The sequence below is a fragment of the Mucilaginibacter mallensis genome, assembly GCF_900105165.1.
Lineage (GTDB): Bacteria > Bacteroidota > Bacteroidia > Sphingobacteriales > Sphingobacteriaceae > Mucilaginibacter > Mucilaginibacter mallensis.
Genome location: NZ_LT629740.1, coordinates 565858 through 583280 on the forward strand (window position 1 = coordinate 565858; position 17423 = coordinate 583280).

Annotated in this window: 15 protein-coding genes; 14 read left to right on the plus strand and 1 reads right to left on the minus strand. The window is 42.5% G+C overall.

Translation table 11 applies throughout. The features are described from left to right. Window positions 1-153 precede the first annotated feature (153 nt). Together BLU33_RS02385 and BLU33_RS02390 are read left to right on the plus strand one after the other, a co-directional pair. Window positions 154-2040, plus strand: a complete 1887-nt coding sequence (locus BLU33_RS02385) for a CocE/NonD family hydrolase (RefSeq protein WP_091368713.1) — start codon at window positions 154-156, stop codon at window positions 2038-2040. A 417-nt stretch (window positions 2041-2457) separates the two neighbouring features. Then, the gene (locus BLU33_RS02390; protein ID WP_091368715.1) at window positions 2458-2805 is read left to right on the plus strand and encodes a DUF1801 domain-containing protein; all 348 of its coding nucleotides are present in this window, start codon (window positions 2458-2460) and stop codon (window positions 2803-2805) included. A gap of 123 nt (window positions 2806-2928) precedes the next feature. Here BLU33_RS02390 and BLU33_RS02395 read toward each other — a convergent pair whose 3' ends face one another. Next, the gene (locus BLU33_RS02395; protein ID WP_157682023.1) at window positions 2929-3495 is read right to left on the minus strand and encodes a thioredoxin family protein; all 567 of its coding nucleotides are present in this window, start codon (window positions 3493-3495) and stop codon (window positions 2929-2931) included. A gap of 566 nt (window positions 3496-4061) precedes the next feature. Here BLU33_RS02395 and mraZ point away from each other — a divergent pair. The 12 genes from mraZ (at window position 4062) to BLU33_RS02455 (ending at window position 17423) form a co-directional block, all read left to right on the plus strand. Beyond that, complete coding sequence (mraZ, locus tag BLU33_RS02400; RefSeq protein ID WP_091368721.1) at window positions 4062-4526, plus strand: division/cell wall cluster transcriptional repressor MraZ; 465 nt, start codon at window positions 4062-4064, stop codon at window positions 4524-4526. Continuing rightward, window positions 4519-5421 (plus strand): 16S rRNA (cytosine(1402)-N(4))-methyltransferase RsmH, encoded by a 903-nt coding sequence (rsmH, locus tag BLU33_RS02405; protein WP_091368722.1) that lies wholly within the window; start codon window positions 4519-4521, stop codon window positions 5419-5421. Before mraZ ends, rsmH begins: the two co-directional genes overlap by 8 nt. Continuing rightward, window positions 5418-5834: an FtsL-like putative cell division protein gene (locus BLU33_RS02410; protein ID WP_091368726.1), complete on the plus strand. Its 417-nt coding sequence runs from the start codon at window positions 5418-5420 to the stop codon at window positions 5832-5834. The genes rsmH and BLU33_RS02410 overlap by 4 nt, the downstream gene beginning before the upstream one ends. Next, on the plus strand, window positions 5831-7957 hold the full coding sequence (locus BLU33_RS02415) for a penicillin-binding protein (RefSeq protein ID WP_091368729.1): 2127 nt from the start codon (window positions 5831-5833) through the stop codon (window positions 7955-7957). Before BLU33_RS02410 ends, BLU33_RS02415 begins: the two co-directional genes overlap by 4 nt. Next, on the plus strand, window positions 7954-9414 hold the full coding sequence (locus BLU33_RS02420) for a UDP-N-acetylmuramoyl-L-alanyl-D-glutamate--2,6-diaminopimelate ligase (protein WP_091368732.1): 1461 nt from the start codon (window positions 7954-7956) through the stop codon (window positions 9412-9414). Before BLU33_RS02415 ends, BLU33_RS02420 begins: the two co-directional genes overlap by 4 nt. Before the next feature lie 131 nt (window positions 9415-9545). Then, a complete protein-coding gene (mraY, locus tag BLU33_RS02425) occupies window positions 9546-10787 on the plus strand; it encodes a phospho-N-acetylmuramoyl-pentapeptide-transferase (RefSeq protein ID WP_091368734.1) in 1242 nt (413 codons plus the stop codon). Window positions 10788-10862: 75 nt separating this feature from the next. Then, window positions 10863-12248 (plus strand): UDP-N-acetylmuramoyl-L-alanine--D-glutamate ligase, encoded by a 1386-nt coding sequence (gene murD / locus BLU33_RS02430; RefSeq protein ID WP_091368737.1) that lies wholly within the window; start codon window positions 10863-10865, stop codon window positions 12246-12248. Window positions 12249-12323: 75 nt separating this feature from the next. Beyond that, complete coding sequence (locus BLU33_RS02435) at window positions 12324-12665, plus strand: four helix bundle protein (RefSeq protein WP_091368740.1); 342 nt, start codon at window positions 12324-12326, stop codon at window positions 12663-12665. A gap of 45 nt (window positions 12666-12710) precedes the next feature. Further along, window positions 12711-13871, plus strand: a complete 1161-nt coding sequence (locus BLU33_RS02440; protein ID WP_172829201.1) for an FtsW/RodA/SpoVE family cell cycle protein — start codon at window positions 12711-12713, stop codon at window positions 13869-13871. Window positions 13872-14036: 165 nt separating this feature from the next. Beyond that, entirely contained in the window at window positions 14037-15143 is a 1107-nt protein-coding gene (gene murG / locus BLU33_RS02445) for an undecaprenyldiphospho-muramoylpentapeptide beta-N-acetylglucosaminyltransferase (RefSeq protein ID WP_091368744.1), read from the plus strand. Window positions 15144-15193: 50 nt separating this feature from the next. Next, the gene (murC, locus tag BLU33_RS02450) at window positions 15194-16549 is read left to right on the plus strand and encodes a UDP-N-acetylmuramate--L-alanine ligase (RefSeq protein WP_091368747.1); all 1356 of its coding nucleotides are present in this window, start codon (window positions 15194-15196) and stop codon (window positions 16547-16549) included. Further along, window positions 16542-17423, plus strand: a complete 882-nt coding sequence (locus tag BLU33_RS02455; protein WP_091368750.1) for a cell division protein FtsQ/DivIB — start codon at window positions 16542-16544, stop codon at window positions 17421-17423. The genes murC and BLU33_RS02455 overlap by 8 nt, the downstream gene beginning before the upstream one ends.

Below are 17423 nucleotides of genomic sequence, written 5' to 3' on the forward strand. Positions count from 1 at the left end.
ATCTTCTTCAAGATGTATGTCGAAAATGCAAGTAGCAGAAGATTTCTCCCTCCGGTCGAAATGACAGAGATATAAAAATAATTTTTAGGCCCCGATTTTTCGGGGCCTTTTTATTTTATTATGTACTTTTAACGTTTTACAAACTGACTGATAATGAAGAAATACCTCCTCATCGCTTTAAGCATAATGCTTTTTGCTGCTACTTCTTTTAATGCTTCTGCACAGAAATTACAAGGTCCGGATGCCGACTATATAAAGGCCAACTACACCAAGTACGAATACCAGATACCCATGCGCGATGGTAAAAAGCTGTTCACATCAGTTTACGTACCTAAAGATCAATCAAAAAAATATCCATTCATGATGGACCGCACGCCTTACAGCGTTGGTCCTTATGGCACTGATAAATATAAAGGCAGCCTGGGGCCGTCGTCATTATTTACGCACGATGGCTACATATTTGTTTACCAGGATGTGCGCGGCCGTTGGATGAGCGAAGGCATTTACCAGGAAATGACCCCTGAACTGGAATCACATAAAACAAAGAAAGACGTTGATGAAGGAACCGATACTTATGATACTATCGACTGGCTGTTAAAGCATATCCCTAATAACAACGGTAAAGTGGGCGTTTGGGGAATTTCATACCCGGGTTTTTATACCACCACCTCATTGCTGAGCCGCCACCCGGCATTGGTTGCTGCATCGCCGCAGGCGCCAATTGCTGATCTGTACCGCGATGACGCTTTCCATAATGGCGCGTTTATGCTGGTAGCCAATTTTGGTTTCTACCCGTTCTTTACCAACAGACAGGATGATAAGCCAACCCAGGCTCAGGGCTTTAATGTTGATTTTGGTACCGAAGATGGGTATGATTACTATTTTAAAATGGGATCGGTTAAGCATACTAATGATATTTATCTGAAAAATTATAAGGATACGGTACGCCTGTGGAATGAGATGCTGGATCACCCGGATTATGACCAGCACTGGAAAGACCGTAATGTATTAACTCACCTGCACGATATTAAAACCGCTGTGCTGGTTACAGGTGGCTGGTACGATGCTGAGGACTTATATGGCGCTATAAACACTTATAAAACATTGGTAAAGGAAAACCCAACCACGCCAATATATTTCTCTATGGGGCCATTTGTACATGGCGGCTGGTCGCGCGGGCCGGGCGATCATTTAGGGGATGTTGAGTTCGGAGGAGCGCAGGGAGAATACTATCGTGAAAAGATAGAATTTGCTTTCTTCAGCCACTATTTAAAAGGAACCGATACCGATATCCCACGCATCTCAACTTTTGAGACCGGTGTAAACCAATGGAAAAACTATAAAACATGGCCACCAAAGGAAGCTGTTGAAAAGAACCTTTATTTTTTACCAGGTGGCAAGCTATCATTTGATGAGCCAACAAATACCGGCGATGATAACGACGCATTTATATCAGACCCAAACAAACCGGTACCGTTTATTGAACAAATTGATAACGACATGAAGCGTGAGTACATGACCGCCGATCAGCGTTTCGCCAGTCGCCGCCCTGATGTATTAACTTATGAAACTGATGTGCTGGATAATGATGTAACGCTGGCAGGCAACATATGGGCCAACCTAAAGGTATCAACCACCGGTACCGATGCTGATTGGGTAGTTAAGGTGATTGACGTTTACCCGGATTCAACCAAAGACAATAAATTTACGGATAAGGATACGCACCTCTCAGGCTATCAGCAAATGGTACGCAGCGAGGCTATGCGCGGTAAATACCGTAATGGCTTTGATAAACCCGAGCCATTTGTGCCCGGCGAAATAAGCCCGGTAAACTTTGAACTACAGGATATACTGCACACCTTTAAAAAGGGCCACCGCATAATGGTGCAGGTACAAAGCACCTGGTTCCCGCTGATTGACCGTAACCCGCAGGTGTTTGAAAACATTATGAAAGCTGGCGATAACGACTTTAAAAAGGCCACCAACAAGGTATATACTTCAAAGGATCATCCGAGCTATTTGAAGGTGAGGGTGATGTAAATGACATTTCAATAGCGATGGGTTTCAAACCCATCGCTATTTTTGTTTAAAGGCAATGTGTATGAGCAAATATATCGGCATGACAGTAAATGAAAGCTTGTATGCCAGCGGTTTGATGGATAGATTTGATAAGCAGTAAGGGAAAAGGATATTGATGAGGCTATATTCATTCTGAAAAATGTTGAACTTACAAATGAATCAATTGATCCTGTTCTAAGACAGTTGGGATTAATTAAAAATAGAGTCACTGTAGATGTTTTGGCTAAAGCCGAGTATATCAAATCTTATCCGTCCCTTGAAAGGGACGGATAAGATTTGAGAATTACTGGGATAGATTAATATTGGTAATAAAATTCATTGCCGTCCCTTTTAAGGGACGGATAAATAAATCTCAAATATTGGCTTTAGCCTAAAATTATGCTCAGAGAAATAGATGACTACTTCCTGCAAAAAGATGAACCGGTGAAAGGTTGCCTGTTATTTTTGAGGGATTATATTCAGCATTTCGATACAAATATTACCGAAGCGTGGAAGTATAAAATGCCATTCTATTGCTATAAGGGCAAGATGTTCTGCTACCTGTGGGTGCATAAAAAGAATGGCCTGCCTTATATCGGCATAGTTGAGGGCAAGAAAATAGATCACCCCGGACTGATCATTGAAAACCGCTCCCGCATGACTATATTCCTGATCGATCCGAATAAAGACCTGCCGGTTGATGAGATCAGCGCCATCTTAAAAATGGTGCTTGGACTTTATAAATAATTCCTAAATACAACAATAGCGATGGGTCTCAAACCCATCGCTATTGAAATAAGAATTGCTGCCGCGAGTTTAGCGCAGCGTAACTCGTGGTAAGGCATGGTTTAAGTTTATTAACTTAAACAACTAATTCGCATTACTACTTACCGGCGCATTCTTCAAAAAGCGGGTTTTTATTGTTGCTAACTGGTCGTCTGTTAGTTTCGAGGTTGATTTTAGCAGGCTTACAAAATAAGCCACTTCGTTATCGGCGGCAGGGCAGCCAACATTATCTTTGGATGTGGCAGGCGTGCCATTTGCAGGTGGCAAATAGGAATTACCCAAAGCTTTGCCATTCGCATCTATAAATACCCAAAAAGGTATACCACCTTTAGGGTCGCCATTAAAGCTTTTCATAACATCAAGTCCACCGGCGTTTTCAAGATCTTTTTTGTCATCGCGTTCCAGTACGTCAAGGTAAACAACAATATAGTTGTCATCAAAAAACTTACTGCAGGTAGGGTCTTCAATTGATGCGGTCATCTTTTTACACCAGCCGCACCATGAAGCATGGAACATTAACAATACGGTTTTATGCTCGTTTTGGGCCTTAGTATAAGCGGTTTTCAATACGTCCGTAGCGGGAGCAGGTGTGGTTTGGGCAAAGCTGCCAAAACTCAGCAGCATAAACATTAGCGCAAGTGATATTTTCATGAGGTCGTTTTTAAACAATACGTAAAAATACATTTATCAACCAGCATAAACAAAAAGCGGCCTGCATAGTTAGTTATTTGACAATAAGCAGGCAAAGAACAATTATGGCGCAGTTTGTAAGCTCTGTTGAGCGCATAACATTTGGAGAAAGAATGCTACTAGGCTTAAATTTTGTAGCCGCCCACTGGCTTCAGTTTATAACTGAAGCCTACAGACATTGTCAGTTTGCAACTGACAATGTTCAAAACAAAACCCATTTATCACAAAAATAATACGGACATTTGACCTATAGCGATTGCCAAAATCATCACGAAACCCTGTCATTTTTGCTTTTCATCACCCAGACAATAAAACGCAGAATTTTATCATTGATTTGAAGACCACCTTGTCTATCGCGTATCAAAACTATCAGGTTTTGATGTAGTTACCGTAAAATAAATTGAAAAATGTGCTTAAAAATGGCCAAAATAAGTAATTGAAATTGTTGAAAACTTTTCGGGGAGAAAATGGGTTTAAATGGGAGAAAATCTCTTAATTTTACCCTACAATAATTGCCGAAGTGTAATATGTCCAATTTTTTAGGTGAATTTGATTGCAAACTCGATGACAGGAATCGCTTAATGATCCCTGCCAATCTCATGAAGCAGCTCCCCGGAGCTGACAGTGAGGGGCTTGTGGTTAACCGGGGGTTTGAGAAACACCTGGTCATCTACACCAAAAAAGAATGGGATATAATAGTTGAAGACCTCAGCAAATTGAACCAATACGAGAAAAGAACAAGAGAGTTTATCAGGTATTTCACCCGCGGTGCGACACATTTGACGTTGGACAAGCTAAACCGGGTGGTATTATCAAAAGTGCTGATGGACTACGCCGGAATTAAGGCTGAAGTGATTTTGGCTTGCCAGTTAAACAAAATTGAGCTTTGGGCTCGGGATGCATACGAAGACCAGATGGATAGCGAGCCTGAAAACTTTGCTAATCTGGCGGAGGAAGTAATGGGTAATAAAGCAAGGAGAGGAGATGAGTAATTACCATACACCGGTTATGCTTAAGGAATGTATCGAGGCACTTGATATCCGCCCGGATGGTACTTATGTTGATGTTACCTTCGGTGGTGGCGGCCACTCGCGCGCGATTATGAAGCATTTGGGCAAGGATGGCGTATTGCTGGCCTTTGATCAGGATGCTGATGCGCAGCAGAATGTGATTGCTGATGATCGTTTTGTTTTTGTAGATCAGAACTTTCGTTATCTCAAGAATTTCGCGCGTTTGCATGGCGCTATTCCGGTTGATGGGATATTGGCTGATCTGGGTGTTTCGTCTTATCAATTCGACCAGGCAGAACGTGGTTTTTCCATCAGGTTTGATGCCGAGCTGGATATGCGGATGAATCAATCATCCGACTTAACCGCTAAAGAAATAGTAAACAATTATACCGAAGCCGAACTGCACCGCATCTTCGGTATTTATGGTGAGATACAGAATGCCAAATCGCTGGCCAATACCATTGTTACCGCCCGCCTAAACGCGCCGATAGTAACTATTGCTGACCTGAAAAATGCGATCTCGGCACGTATCCCGAAAGGGAAAGAAAATAAATACCTGGCGCAGGTTTTTCAGGCTTTGCGCATTGAGGTAAACCAGGAACTGGAAGCATTAAAAGATTTCCTTGTTCAGTCGGCAGAGGTGCTGGTATCGGGTGGCAGGCTGGTGGTAATGTCATATCATTCGCTGGAGGACAGGCTGGTAAAGAATTTCATCGCTAAAGGAAAATTTAGTGGTGAGGTGGAGAAGGATTTTTTTGGGAATGATCAAAAACCGTTTGATGCGGTAAGTCGTGGGGCTATAACCGCATCGACAGAAGAAATAGAGAAAAATAACAGGGCACGTAGCGCGAAATTAAGAATAGCTGTAAAAAAATGACCAATCGTTTACGCACAGAAGTTCAGGAAGAGGAAGAAGCCGAAAAGCAACTCATTGTTGAGGAAAAGCCTAGAAAAAAGGAGATCCCCGATAATGTTTTTACGCAGTTTTTTTCCAAAGGGTTTATCAGTACCGAAGCGGCTACTAATGCGCTTCCGTTTGTGCTGTATGTGGCTTTATTGGGCATGCTATACATCGGTAACCGCCACCTTGCTGAAAAGAATATTCATGATATTGATAAGATAACAAAAGAGGTAAAAGAACTAAGCTGGGATTATAAATCAACCAAGGCTGACCTGGCTTTTAAGAGCACATTGTCAGAGGTTAAAAAACGGGTGGATACGCTGTCATTGGGTATAAAGGAAACTATGCAGCCGCCGCAAAAAATAACGGTGAAGGAGGGTGAGCAATGAGTATAAGAACCAACATACTGCTCAGGGTATATCTAGCTTTCGGGCTGATCCTTTTGTTTGCCGGCGCGGTTGCTATCCAACTGTGCCGCTTGCAATTTGTACAGGGTGCAAAGTGGAAAGCCATGTCGGTTAAGCTATCAACGCGTTACGAGAACGTTGAAGCCGCTCGCGGTAACATTTTAGCGGTTGATGGCAGTTTGCTCGCCACATCGGTACCTGAGTATGAGGTGCACATGGATATGCTTGCCGGTGGTATTGCTGATGATAAGGTGTTCTATGGCAAAGTGGATTCTCTGGCCCTGAAGCTTTCAAAATTTTATGGTGATAAATCGGAAAGGGAATATTCACGTATGCTGCGTAATGCCCGTAAGGATAGCGCACGCTATGAACTCATCAGGCGTAAGGTCACTTACCAGGAATTAAAGCAACTGCGCACGTTCCCGATATTTAATATGGGGAAATATAAAGGCGGGATGATCATTGTACAGCAGAATAAACGGATTCTGCCATTCAGGTCATTGGCTCAGCGTACTATCGGCTATAAAAATGAGAACGTAAAAAATGCTGTTGGTCTTGAGGGTGCTTTTTCGGGCTACATTAATGGCGAAAACGGCAAACGTTTAATGCAGCGTACCGTAGGTGGTACATGGATACCGGTTAATGATGATGAAGACGAAGTGCCCAGCAAAGATGGTGCGGATATTATATCAACCATTGATGTGAACTTCCAGGATGTGGCGCAGTCGGCATTAAAAGATCAGTTGATAAAAAGTGCTGCCGATTATGGTTGTGTGGTGCTGATGGAGGTTGCAACAGGCGAAATAAGGGCGATTGCTAATTATACAAGAACCAAGGATGGCGACTATCAGGAGAAGCTGAATTATGCGATCAGCAACGCAACTGATCCGGGTTCAACATTTAAACTGGCCAGTTACATGACTTTGTTTGATCAGCATAAAATAGATACCAATAGTACGGTGGATGCGGAAAATGGCCGTTATGATATGTTTTATAAAGGCAAACTGCTTAAAACATTCAGGGATGCGGAACAAGGCAATTATGTAATGACTGCAAAAAGAGCTTTTGAAGAATCGTCAAACGTAGCGGTTGTGAAATTTGTATCGTCGCATTACGGTGATAATCCAAGGCAGTATACTGATAACCTGCGCAATAACCTGCATTTAAATGATAAGCTGCAATTGCAGATTCCTGGTGAAGCGCAACCGGTAGTAAAAGACCCATCGGCTCGTAGCTGGAGTAAATTAACACTGCCGCAAATGGCTTACGGCTATGAAATGCAGATTACACCATTACAAATGCTAACACTATATAACTCAGTTGCTAATAATGGTACTATGATAGCGCCAATATTTGTAAAAGAGATCCAGCGTTTGGGGAATACCGTTGAGCAATTCCACGCAAGGGTAATCAATCCAAAAGTTTGCTCTGACGCTACTTTGGGTAAGATGAAAGCAATGCTGGAAGGCGTAGTACAGGAAGGTACCGGAAAGCTTGTTATAAAAAATCCACTGTATACTGTTGCAGGAAAAACAGGTACTGCTCAAATAGCAAATGGCTCAAGCGGCTATGGTGCTACTAAAACTTATCAGGCATCGTTTTGCGGATATTTTCCGGCTGATCACCCTAAATATTCCATGATAGTAGTGATCAATCACCCTACACAGGGTAATTATTTAGCAGCTTATGTAGCGGGCCCGGTTTTCAGGCAAATAGCCGACCGCGTTTACGCTAGTGATCTGGATATTAATCAAAAACCTGCCGTGCATTATGTGGGCAATACCACTATGCCGCAGGTAAAGCAGGGCAATATTGCTGCTGTACATAAAGTATATGCCAAGCTAGGGCTTAAAGCACTATATGCATCAAACAACGTAAGCCCCGGCGCGCCTGATACCAGTAATGGCATAGCGCAGGAAGATGCTGATTACAAGAGCGGCAGCGTGCCATCAGTAATAGGTATGGGTTTGAGTGATGCATTGTACCGTTTAGGTAACGCGGGCTATAAGGTAGCGGTAAGAGGTAGCGGAGCGGTGAAAACCCAATCGGTAACAGGCGGTAGTTTAATACCAAAAGGATCAAAAGTAACCATAGAACTGCAATGAAGTATTTGAGCGAAATATTAGAGGGGCTTGCATTCACGGAACTACAGGGTAGTGCCGATACGGAAATAACTGCTGTTGTTTTTGATTCGCGCAAGGTAGTGCCGGGTTGTTTATTTGTGGCCGTAAAAGGTACCGTGGTTGATGGTCATGATTATATTGACCAGGCGATGAAGGATGGAGCCACAGTCATAATTTGCGAGGATCTGCCCGCTCATACTGCCAGTGAAGTTGACTTTTTAATGGTAGCCAACTCAGCAATAGCTTTGGGTATTGTAGCTGCTAATTTTTATGATATACCATCAGCCAAATTAAAATTGGTGGGTGTAACCGGCACTAATGGTAAAACAACTATTGCCACATTGCTTTATCAGTTATTCCGCGATCTGGGGTATAAATGCGGTTTGCTATCTACAGTTGAAAATCAGATCAACGGTAAAATAATTCCATCAACCCATACCACACCCGACCCTGTTGAACTAAACAGGCTGATGGACGATATGGTGAACGCCGGTTGTGATTACTGCTTTATGGAAGTAAGCTCGCATGCCGTTGCACAGCACCGGATTGTGGGATTGCAATTTGCAGGGGGGATATTCACCAACCTAACACACGATCACTTAGATTATCATAAAACATTCGCCCTTTATTTAAAGGCCAAAAAAACCTTTTTTGATGAGCTGCCGAAAAGCGCGTTCGCGTTAACCAATCTTGATGATAAGAATGGTAATGTAATGCTGCAAAATACCAACGCACATAAAAAAACCTACGGCCTTAAAAATATGGCCGATTATAAAGCCAAGATCCTTGAAAATCAATTCGGCGGCTTGCTGCTGCAGATTGATAGCGAAGATGTTTGGTTTAAAATGGTGGGCACCTTTAACGCCTACAACCTGATGGCAGTTTATGCTGCCGCGATGTTATTGGAGCAGGATAAAGCCAAGGTGTTAACCATCCTGAGCAAGCTAACAGGTGCCGAGGGAAGGTTTGAATATGTAATAGCGCCAAACAAGATCATCGGTATTGTTGATTACGCGCATACGCCTGATGCGGTGCAGAATGTGTTAAGCACCATCCATGATATCCGCAAGGGAAATGAAAAAGTGATAACCGTTATTGGCTGCGGCGGCGACAGAGATAAAACCAAGCGCCCCATTATGGCAAAGGTTGCCTGCGAGTGGAGCGATAAGGTGATATTAACATCTGATAATCCGCGCACAGAAGATCCGGCGCAGATCATTAAGGATATGGAAGAAGGCGTTGACCCGGCGTTTAAAAGATTTACCATCAGCATAACAGACAGACGTGAGGCTATTAAAACAGCTTGCCATTTAGCACGCCCGGGCGATATCATCCTGCTGGCGGGCAAGGGTCACGAAAAGTACCAGGAAATTAATGGTGTAAAAAACCATTTTGATGATATGGAAGAGCTATTGGAGCAATTTAAAACGATTGAATAATAAATGTGCAAATGTGTGAATATGCAGATGTGCAAATGAGAAAATTAACAGGAATAAATAACAAGAGGTAAACATTAAAAAATAATCTGCACATCTGCATACTTGCATATCTGCACATAAAAAAGAAGAAGATGCTATATTACCTATTTGCCTTTCTTGACAAGAATTACAATATACCGGGTGGTGGGTTGTTTCAGTACATCACGTTCCGTATGGCATTGGCTGTGATCACCTCATTGCTTATTACAACTGTTTATGGCCGCAGACTGATCGATTATTTGCGCTATAAACAAGTAGGTGAAACCGTAAGAAATTTAGGGCTGGAAGGCCAGATGCAAAAAGCAGGTACCCCCACGATGGGTGGCCTCATCATCATTTTAGGCATCCTGGTGCCGACACTGTTATTTGCCAAACTGGGTAATATCTATATCATCATGATGCTGGTTACCACCGTATGGCTTGGCGCTATCGGCTTTTTGGATGATTATATTAAAATATTCAAGAAAAATAAAGAAGGCCTTGCTGGTAGGTTTAAAATTACCGGTCAGGTTGGATTGGCGCTGTTTATCGGTTGGACTATGTATTTCAATACAGATATCATCATCCGGCAGGAAGTTAAACTACCGGTTACAACAGATGCACCTGTACAATTTCATTTAAAAGGTAAAACCCCGGTTTACACGCAGGATATCAAATCCACTAAAACCACCATGCCATTCTATAAAAATAACGAGTTAGATTATGGCAAGGTGATCAAATTTATGGGAGCTGGCTACGAGCATTATACACTGGTAGTGTTCCTGTTCTTTGTGATCCTGATTATAACCGCGGTATCCAACGGGGCCAATATAACGGATGGTATTGACGGGCTCGCGACAGGGACATCGGCCATAATAGGGGTCACGCTGGCCTTGCTCGCCTATGTATCGGGTAACACGGTTATTGCCGATTACCTGAACATTATGTACATCCCCAACTCGGGCGAGCTGGTGATTTTCGCGGGTGCTTTTGTAGGTGCTTGTGTGGGCTTTTTATGGTACAACTCATACCCGGCACAGGTATTTATGGGCGATACAGGCAGTTTGGCAATAGGCGGTATCATAGCGGTATTCGCTATCATGATACGTAAGGAATTAATGGTGCCGCTGTTATGCGGGATATTTTTGGTAGAGAACGCCTCGGTTATCATACAGGTTTCATGGTTCAAGTACACCAAGAAAAGATTTGGTGAAGGCCGGAGAGTTTTCCTGATGGCGCCGCTGCATCACCATTATCAAAAGAAAGGCTTTCATGAAGCAAAGATCGTAACCCGCTTCTGGATCATTTGTATCCTGCTGGCGATTGTGACGATCATAACATTGAAAGTGAGATAACCCCCCCGACCCCCTGAAGGGGGAGGATTATATAGAATTAGAATACTGATAAAGAAGAGAAGTAAACAGAAATTGATGATAAACGAAAGCACCCATATTGCCAATCAAAAACTCCCCCTTCAGGGGGCTGGGGGGCTTGTTGTTCTCGGCGCGGGCGAAAGCGGCGTTGGGGCGGCATATCTTGCGCAGCAGCAGGGGTATGATGTTTTTGTATCAGATTTTGGAGCGATCGCAACTGATTATAAAAAGCAATTACAGGATTGGAAGATCCCTTTCGAGGAAAAACAACATACCGAGGAAAAGATCTTAAGCGCGGTTGAAGTAATAAAAAGTCCGGGCATACCTGAAAAGGCACCGATTGTTAAAAAGCTAAAGGAAAAAGGTATTCCGGTTATATCAGAGATCGAATTTGCAGGCAGGTATACTAATGCAAAAATTATAGGGGTAACAGGTTCAAATGGTAAAACCACCACCACCAGCTTAACCTATCACATCCTGAAAAGTGCGGGCCTGAATGTGGGTTTAGCAGGTAATATAGGCAAAAGTTTTGCTTACCAGGTAGCTACCGAAAAGTACGATTACTATGTATTGGAGCTCAGCAGCTTTATGCTGGATGATATGTACGAGTTTAAGGTGGACATAGCCATACTGCTAAATATTACACCCGACCATCTCGACAGGTACGATTATAAAATGGATAACTACGTGGCATCAAAATTCCGTGTTACGCAAAATCAAACAGCCAATGATTATTTCATTTTCTGTGCCGATGATCCGGAAACTATCAAGGGTATGCAATCGCGCGAATTTACCGCGCAAATGCTGCCATTTTCTATTGAAAAAACTATTGAAACGGGAGCATATCTCGATAACGACAATATTGTCATAAACATACACCAACAACATTTTCAAATGTCAATTACAGAACTGGCCCTGCAGGGCAAGCACAACGTTTACAACTCAATGGCTTCAGGAATTGTAGCAAAAGTGCTGGAACTGCGCAACGAAACGATTAGAGAGAGCATGGGCGATTTCAAAAACATTGAGCATAGGCTTGAGTCGGTTGGGAAGATCTCCGGCATTAGCTTCATCAATGATTCTAAAGCCACCAATGTAAACTCAACCTGGTATGCGCTTGAAAGCATGACTAGCGATGTAATCCTGATTATGGGAGGTGTAGATAAAGGAAATGATTACACCATGCTTAATGAACTGGTAAGGCAAAAAGTAAAAGCCATTGTTTGCTTAGGCAGGGATAACGACCGCATACACAAAGCATTTGAGCATGATGTGGACACGATAATAGATACCGTATCAGCAGAACAGGCAGTGCAGGCGGCTTATCACATGGCAACAAAAGGCGATACAGTATTGCTGTCACCAGCATGCGCAAGTTTTGATTTGTTTAAGAACTATGAAGACAGAGGTAATCAGTTTAAACAGGCTGTGAAGGAATTATAATGTGCAGATGTGCGGATATGCAGATGTGCAAATGAAAAAGCAATTAAATTAATTGATTAATGAATAAATAATTAAGTGGAAAGCAAGCCAAATTTGATAGTTGATTTGACATTTAGTTTTTCTTTGAAAATAATTTCATTTACTGAAATATTAGAATCGAACAAGAAATACAACATGGCTAATCAATTATTTAGAAGTGGTACTTCCATTGGGGCAAATGTTAGGGAAGCTCAGGGAGCTGAGAGTAAAGGTGATTTTAGACATAAGTGTAAAATAGCTTATAAGGAGGCTGAAGAAACAGAATATTGGTTAAGCCTATGTAAGCATGCTGATAATTATCCATTTGAAGAAAGTATGTATTCAGATATAAAATCGATAATAAAAATATTAGGAAAGATCATTTCATCAACACATTAAAAATATCTGCACATCTGCACATTTGCATATCTGCACATCAACAATATGAAAATCAACAAAATATTAAACAACACAAAAGGCGATCGCTGGATATGGCTCATAGTTATATTACTATCGGTTATCTCTTTGCTGGCTGTTTATAGCGCTATTGGCAGTCTGGCCTACAAGCGTGGTGTGGGCGCCGAATCTATTTTGATGAAGCACGTTGCCATGATGGTTGCCGGTTTGGCGTTGATGTACATTTGTCATAAGCTGGATTATAATTGGTACAAAGGGATCTCAAAAATATTGATGGTAATAACCATTCCGTTGCTGCTGTATACACTGGTTTTTGGTAGTCACGTTAACGAGGCTAGTCGCTGGATTGCTATACCTGGTACGGGCTTAAGCTTCCAGACATCGGATTTGGCTAAACTGGCGCTGATTACCTATTTGGCACGTACCTTATCGCGCAAGCAGGAAAATATTAAGAACGTTAAGGAATCATTTATACCAATAATGGGCGCGGTTTGCGTAGTGTTTATACTGATAGCCTGGGCCAACCTTTCAACGGCATTGATGTTGTTTGGGGTAAGCATTTTGTTATTGATCATGGGCCGTATCAGCGTAAAACAAATAGCCATAACCTGTTTGGCAGGTGCTTTTCTTTTAACCGCGGTGGTAATGTTAGGCCCCCGCAGGCACGTGTACATGACCCGTATTCATACTTTTATGCATCCAGAGGCTACAAACCCTGATAAGTCATTTCAGGCAGATCATGCTAAGATAGCGATCGCAACAGGAGGCATATTCGGTAAAGGGCCGGGCCAAAGCAGCGAGATTAATTATTTACCCGAGGCATACTCGGATGAGATATATGCCATTATAGTGGAAGAATATGGTTTAGTAGGCGGTTTTATTCTGATAGGTATTTACCTGTTCCTGCTATACCGCTGTGTAAAGATTGCAACCAAAGCGCCGAAAGCGTTCGGTACTTTACTGGCGGCAGGTTTAAGTTTTAGCTTAACCATACAGGCATTTGCCAACATGGCGGTAGCAGTAGGTTTAGGCCCGGTAACAGGTGTACCGCTGCCGTTTGTGAGTATGGGTGGTACATCAATCTTATTTACAAGCGTGGCGTTCGGGATCATATTATCGGTGAGCAGGGATAATGATGAACCGAAGAAAGTTGTTGTTGGGGAGATAAAGGAAGTGGCGATGGCGTAGTGATGTGCAAATGTGCGGATATGCAGATGTGCAAATGAAAAATAATAACCAAGCGTCATTGCGAGGTACGAAGCAATCCCGAACTATACAGGACGGATTTGCACAGTCGGGGATTGCTTCGTACCTCGCAATGACGTTAGGATAAAAAGAATAAAAATAAACAAGGTGAAAGCAAAAAGGATCATAATCAGTGGTGGTGGTACGGGGGGGCATATTTTCCCGGCGATTGCTATTGCCAATGCTTTAAAAAAGCTCGACCCTGATACCGAGATATTATTTGTTGGCGCTTTGGGTCGTATGGAGATGGAGAAGGTCCCGGCTGCCGGTTACAAGATCATCGGGTTGGATATACAGGGTATACAGCGCAAATCGATCTTAAAAAATATCCAGTTCCCTATAAAACTGATCAATAGTGTGCGCAAGGCACTACAGATTATAAAAGATTTTAAGCCTGATGCCGCGGTAGGTGTGGGTGGTTATGCTTCGGGGCCATTATTGTATGCGGCATCCATAAAAGGGATTCCGTACTTGATACAGGAACAAAATTCATACGCAGGCATCACCAACAAATGGCTGGGCAATAAGGCCAAAGAGGTTTGCGTGGCTTATGATGGGATGGAAAAATTCTTCCCGAAAAGTAAGATCATCAAAACAGGTAATCCTATCCGGAAGGATTCGGTTGATATAGCTGGCAAGCACATGCATGCGCTGGAACTGTTTAAGCTGGATTCTGATAAGAAAACTATACTAATAACAGGTGGCAGCTTAGGTGCACGTACTTTGAATAACAGTGTGTTCAATGGCCTGGATAAAATTATCGCTGCCGATGTGCAGGTGATATGGCAAACCGGCAACGTGTACTATAAAGGAATAACTGAAAAACTGGGCGAGGATTATCATCCTAACATTCGCATCATGAAGTTCCTGAACCGGATGGATTTGGCTTATGCCGCTGCTGATGTGATCATATCACGGGCAGGCGCAGGTACAATTGCCGAGCTGTGTGTAGTAAAAAAACCGGTTATCCTGGTTCCATCGCCAAATGTGGCTGAGGACCATCAAACCAAGAACGCGCTGGCATTGCTGCATGATAATGCCGCTGTTTTTTTGGCTGACCGTGATGCCGAAGTAAAATTGATTGATAAAGCTTTAGAGCTTTTAAAAGATAAGAGTAAACAAAAGACATTAAGCGAAAATATTGGCAAGCTGGCCTTGCCAAATGCTGATGAGGTGATCGCGAAAGAGGTTATGAAAATAACAATTAATAATTAATCTTATCTCATCCCTGTGTACGCAGGGATGGGATTTTTTAACTGAAGAAAATGGAACTGCAAAACATTAAACGTGTTTATTTGATTGGTATCGGCGGCATAGGCATGAGCGGGCTGGCGCGGTATTTTCATCATTTGGGCTGCATTGTTTGCGGATACGATAAAACTTCAACCGAGCTGACTACCGAATTGCATAACGAGGGCATTCAAATTATTTTTGATGATAATGCGGAATGGATCCCGATGAGTTTCAGGCAGCCGGATGAAGGTACACTGATAATTTTTACGCCTGCCATTCCAAAGGATTCACAAGTATTGAATTTCTTTAAGGATCGCGGGTTCGAGCTGTTTAAGCGCTCACAGGTTTTAGGGTTGATCAGCAAGGGTAAGTTTACAGTAGCTATTGCCGGTACGCATGGCAAAACCACTACATCAACTATGGTTGCCCATATTTTAAAGGATTCGGGTGTTGATTGCTCGGCATTTTTGGGTGGCATTGCATCAAATTATAACAGCAATGTGTTGTATGGCAAAAATGATATTGTAGTGGTTGAGGCTGATGAATATGATCGTTCGTTCCTTACCCTTTATCCAAACATAGCGGTGATCACATCAATGGATGCTGATCATTTGGATATCTACGGCGATCACGCACACCTGACTGATTCATTCAAAATGTTTGCTTCTCAGATAAAAGAAGGTGGTGTGCTAATTCATAAACAAGGTTTGCCATTAGATACCGGGTATACCTACAGCATTAAAGAAGCTGCTGATGCAACCGCAACAAACATTCGCATTGAAAACGGTAGCTTTTACTTCGATTTTAAAAATGCTGATGCTGATATAAAGGGTATTCAACTGGGCATCCCGGGTTTTCATAACGTGGAGAATGCGACCGCTGCTATTGAAGCTACACTGCGTTTAGGCGTAAGCGCGGATGCGGTGAAAAGCGCACTGGCATCATTCAGTGGGGTGCACAGGAGGTTTGAATATATCGTGAAGAACGATAACCGTATCTACATTGATGATTACGCGCATCACCCTGAAGAATTAAGGGCGGCGATAACATCGGTTAAAAAGTTATATCCAAATAAAAAACTGGTGACCATTTTTCAGCCGCATTTATTTACCCGCACCCGCGATTTTGTAGATGGCTTTGCCGAAGTGCTGAATATGACTGACGAGTTGATCCTGCTGGATATTTACCCAGCCCGCGAGTTGCCGATAGAAGGTGTGGACTCAAACATGATATTGAGCCGCATGAAGTTGGCTAACAAACGGATATTGAGTAAACAGGATACTATTGAAGCTATAAAAAATGAACAGCCTGAGCTGCTTTTAACAGTAGGTGCAGGTGATATTGATCAATTGGTTGAACCATTAAAAAACGCTTTAACAAATGTTTAAGAAACGCATTTGGAAGTACATACTCATAAGCTTTTGCTGGCTCGCCAGCTTAGGTGGCCTGGTTGTGCTCATGAGTTTCATTGATGTTAAAAAAGCGGGGGTGCTTTGTACTGATGTAAAGGTTTATATCCCCGGCAACCAGTATTTTATTGATAAGGACGAGATTGATAATATCCTGCAAATAAAAAGGCACGCGTTGATTGGGCATGCTTTGGAGGGCATCAATATACGTGCGCTTGAGGATAAGTTAAAGGCCAATCCGTTTATTGAAACGGCTAAGGTTTATACCGATATGGATGGTGTTATTTGGGTGGAGATAACCCAGCGCCAACCCATTTTACGCATTTTAAACCAGGACGATAAGGATTTTTATGTAGATCAGCATGGATTCAAGGTTCCTTTATCAGCCAACTTTACCGCGCAGGTTTTAGCTGCTAATGGTTTTATTGACGAACCGTTTAGCGGCAGAGTTGATACACTGCATACAGAGATAGCCCGCGAGGTATTTGCAACTGCCGATTACATCCGCAAGGATTCATTATGGGATGCGCAGATAGCGCAGATCTATGTGAACAAGGATCATGAAATAGAGCTGATACCGCGTGTGGGTAACCAGCGCATCTTGCTGGGCAATGCGGATTCGCTGGATGTGAAGTTCCATAACCTGCTGGCTTTCTACAAAAAAGCATTGCCGCAGATGGGCTGGGACACTTACAAAACAATTAATATAAAATACGCTAACCAGGTTATCGGCGTAAAAAATGTGATGACCAAACAGGATTCAATAAATGCGAAGAACGGGGTTAAGGATTCGATTAAAGCAACTATTGATTCTGCAATAACAACAAAAGATACATCTCAAATAAAAAATTAA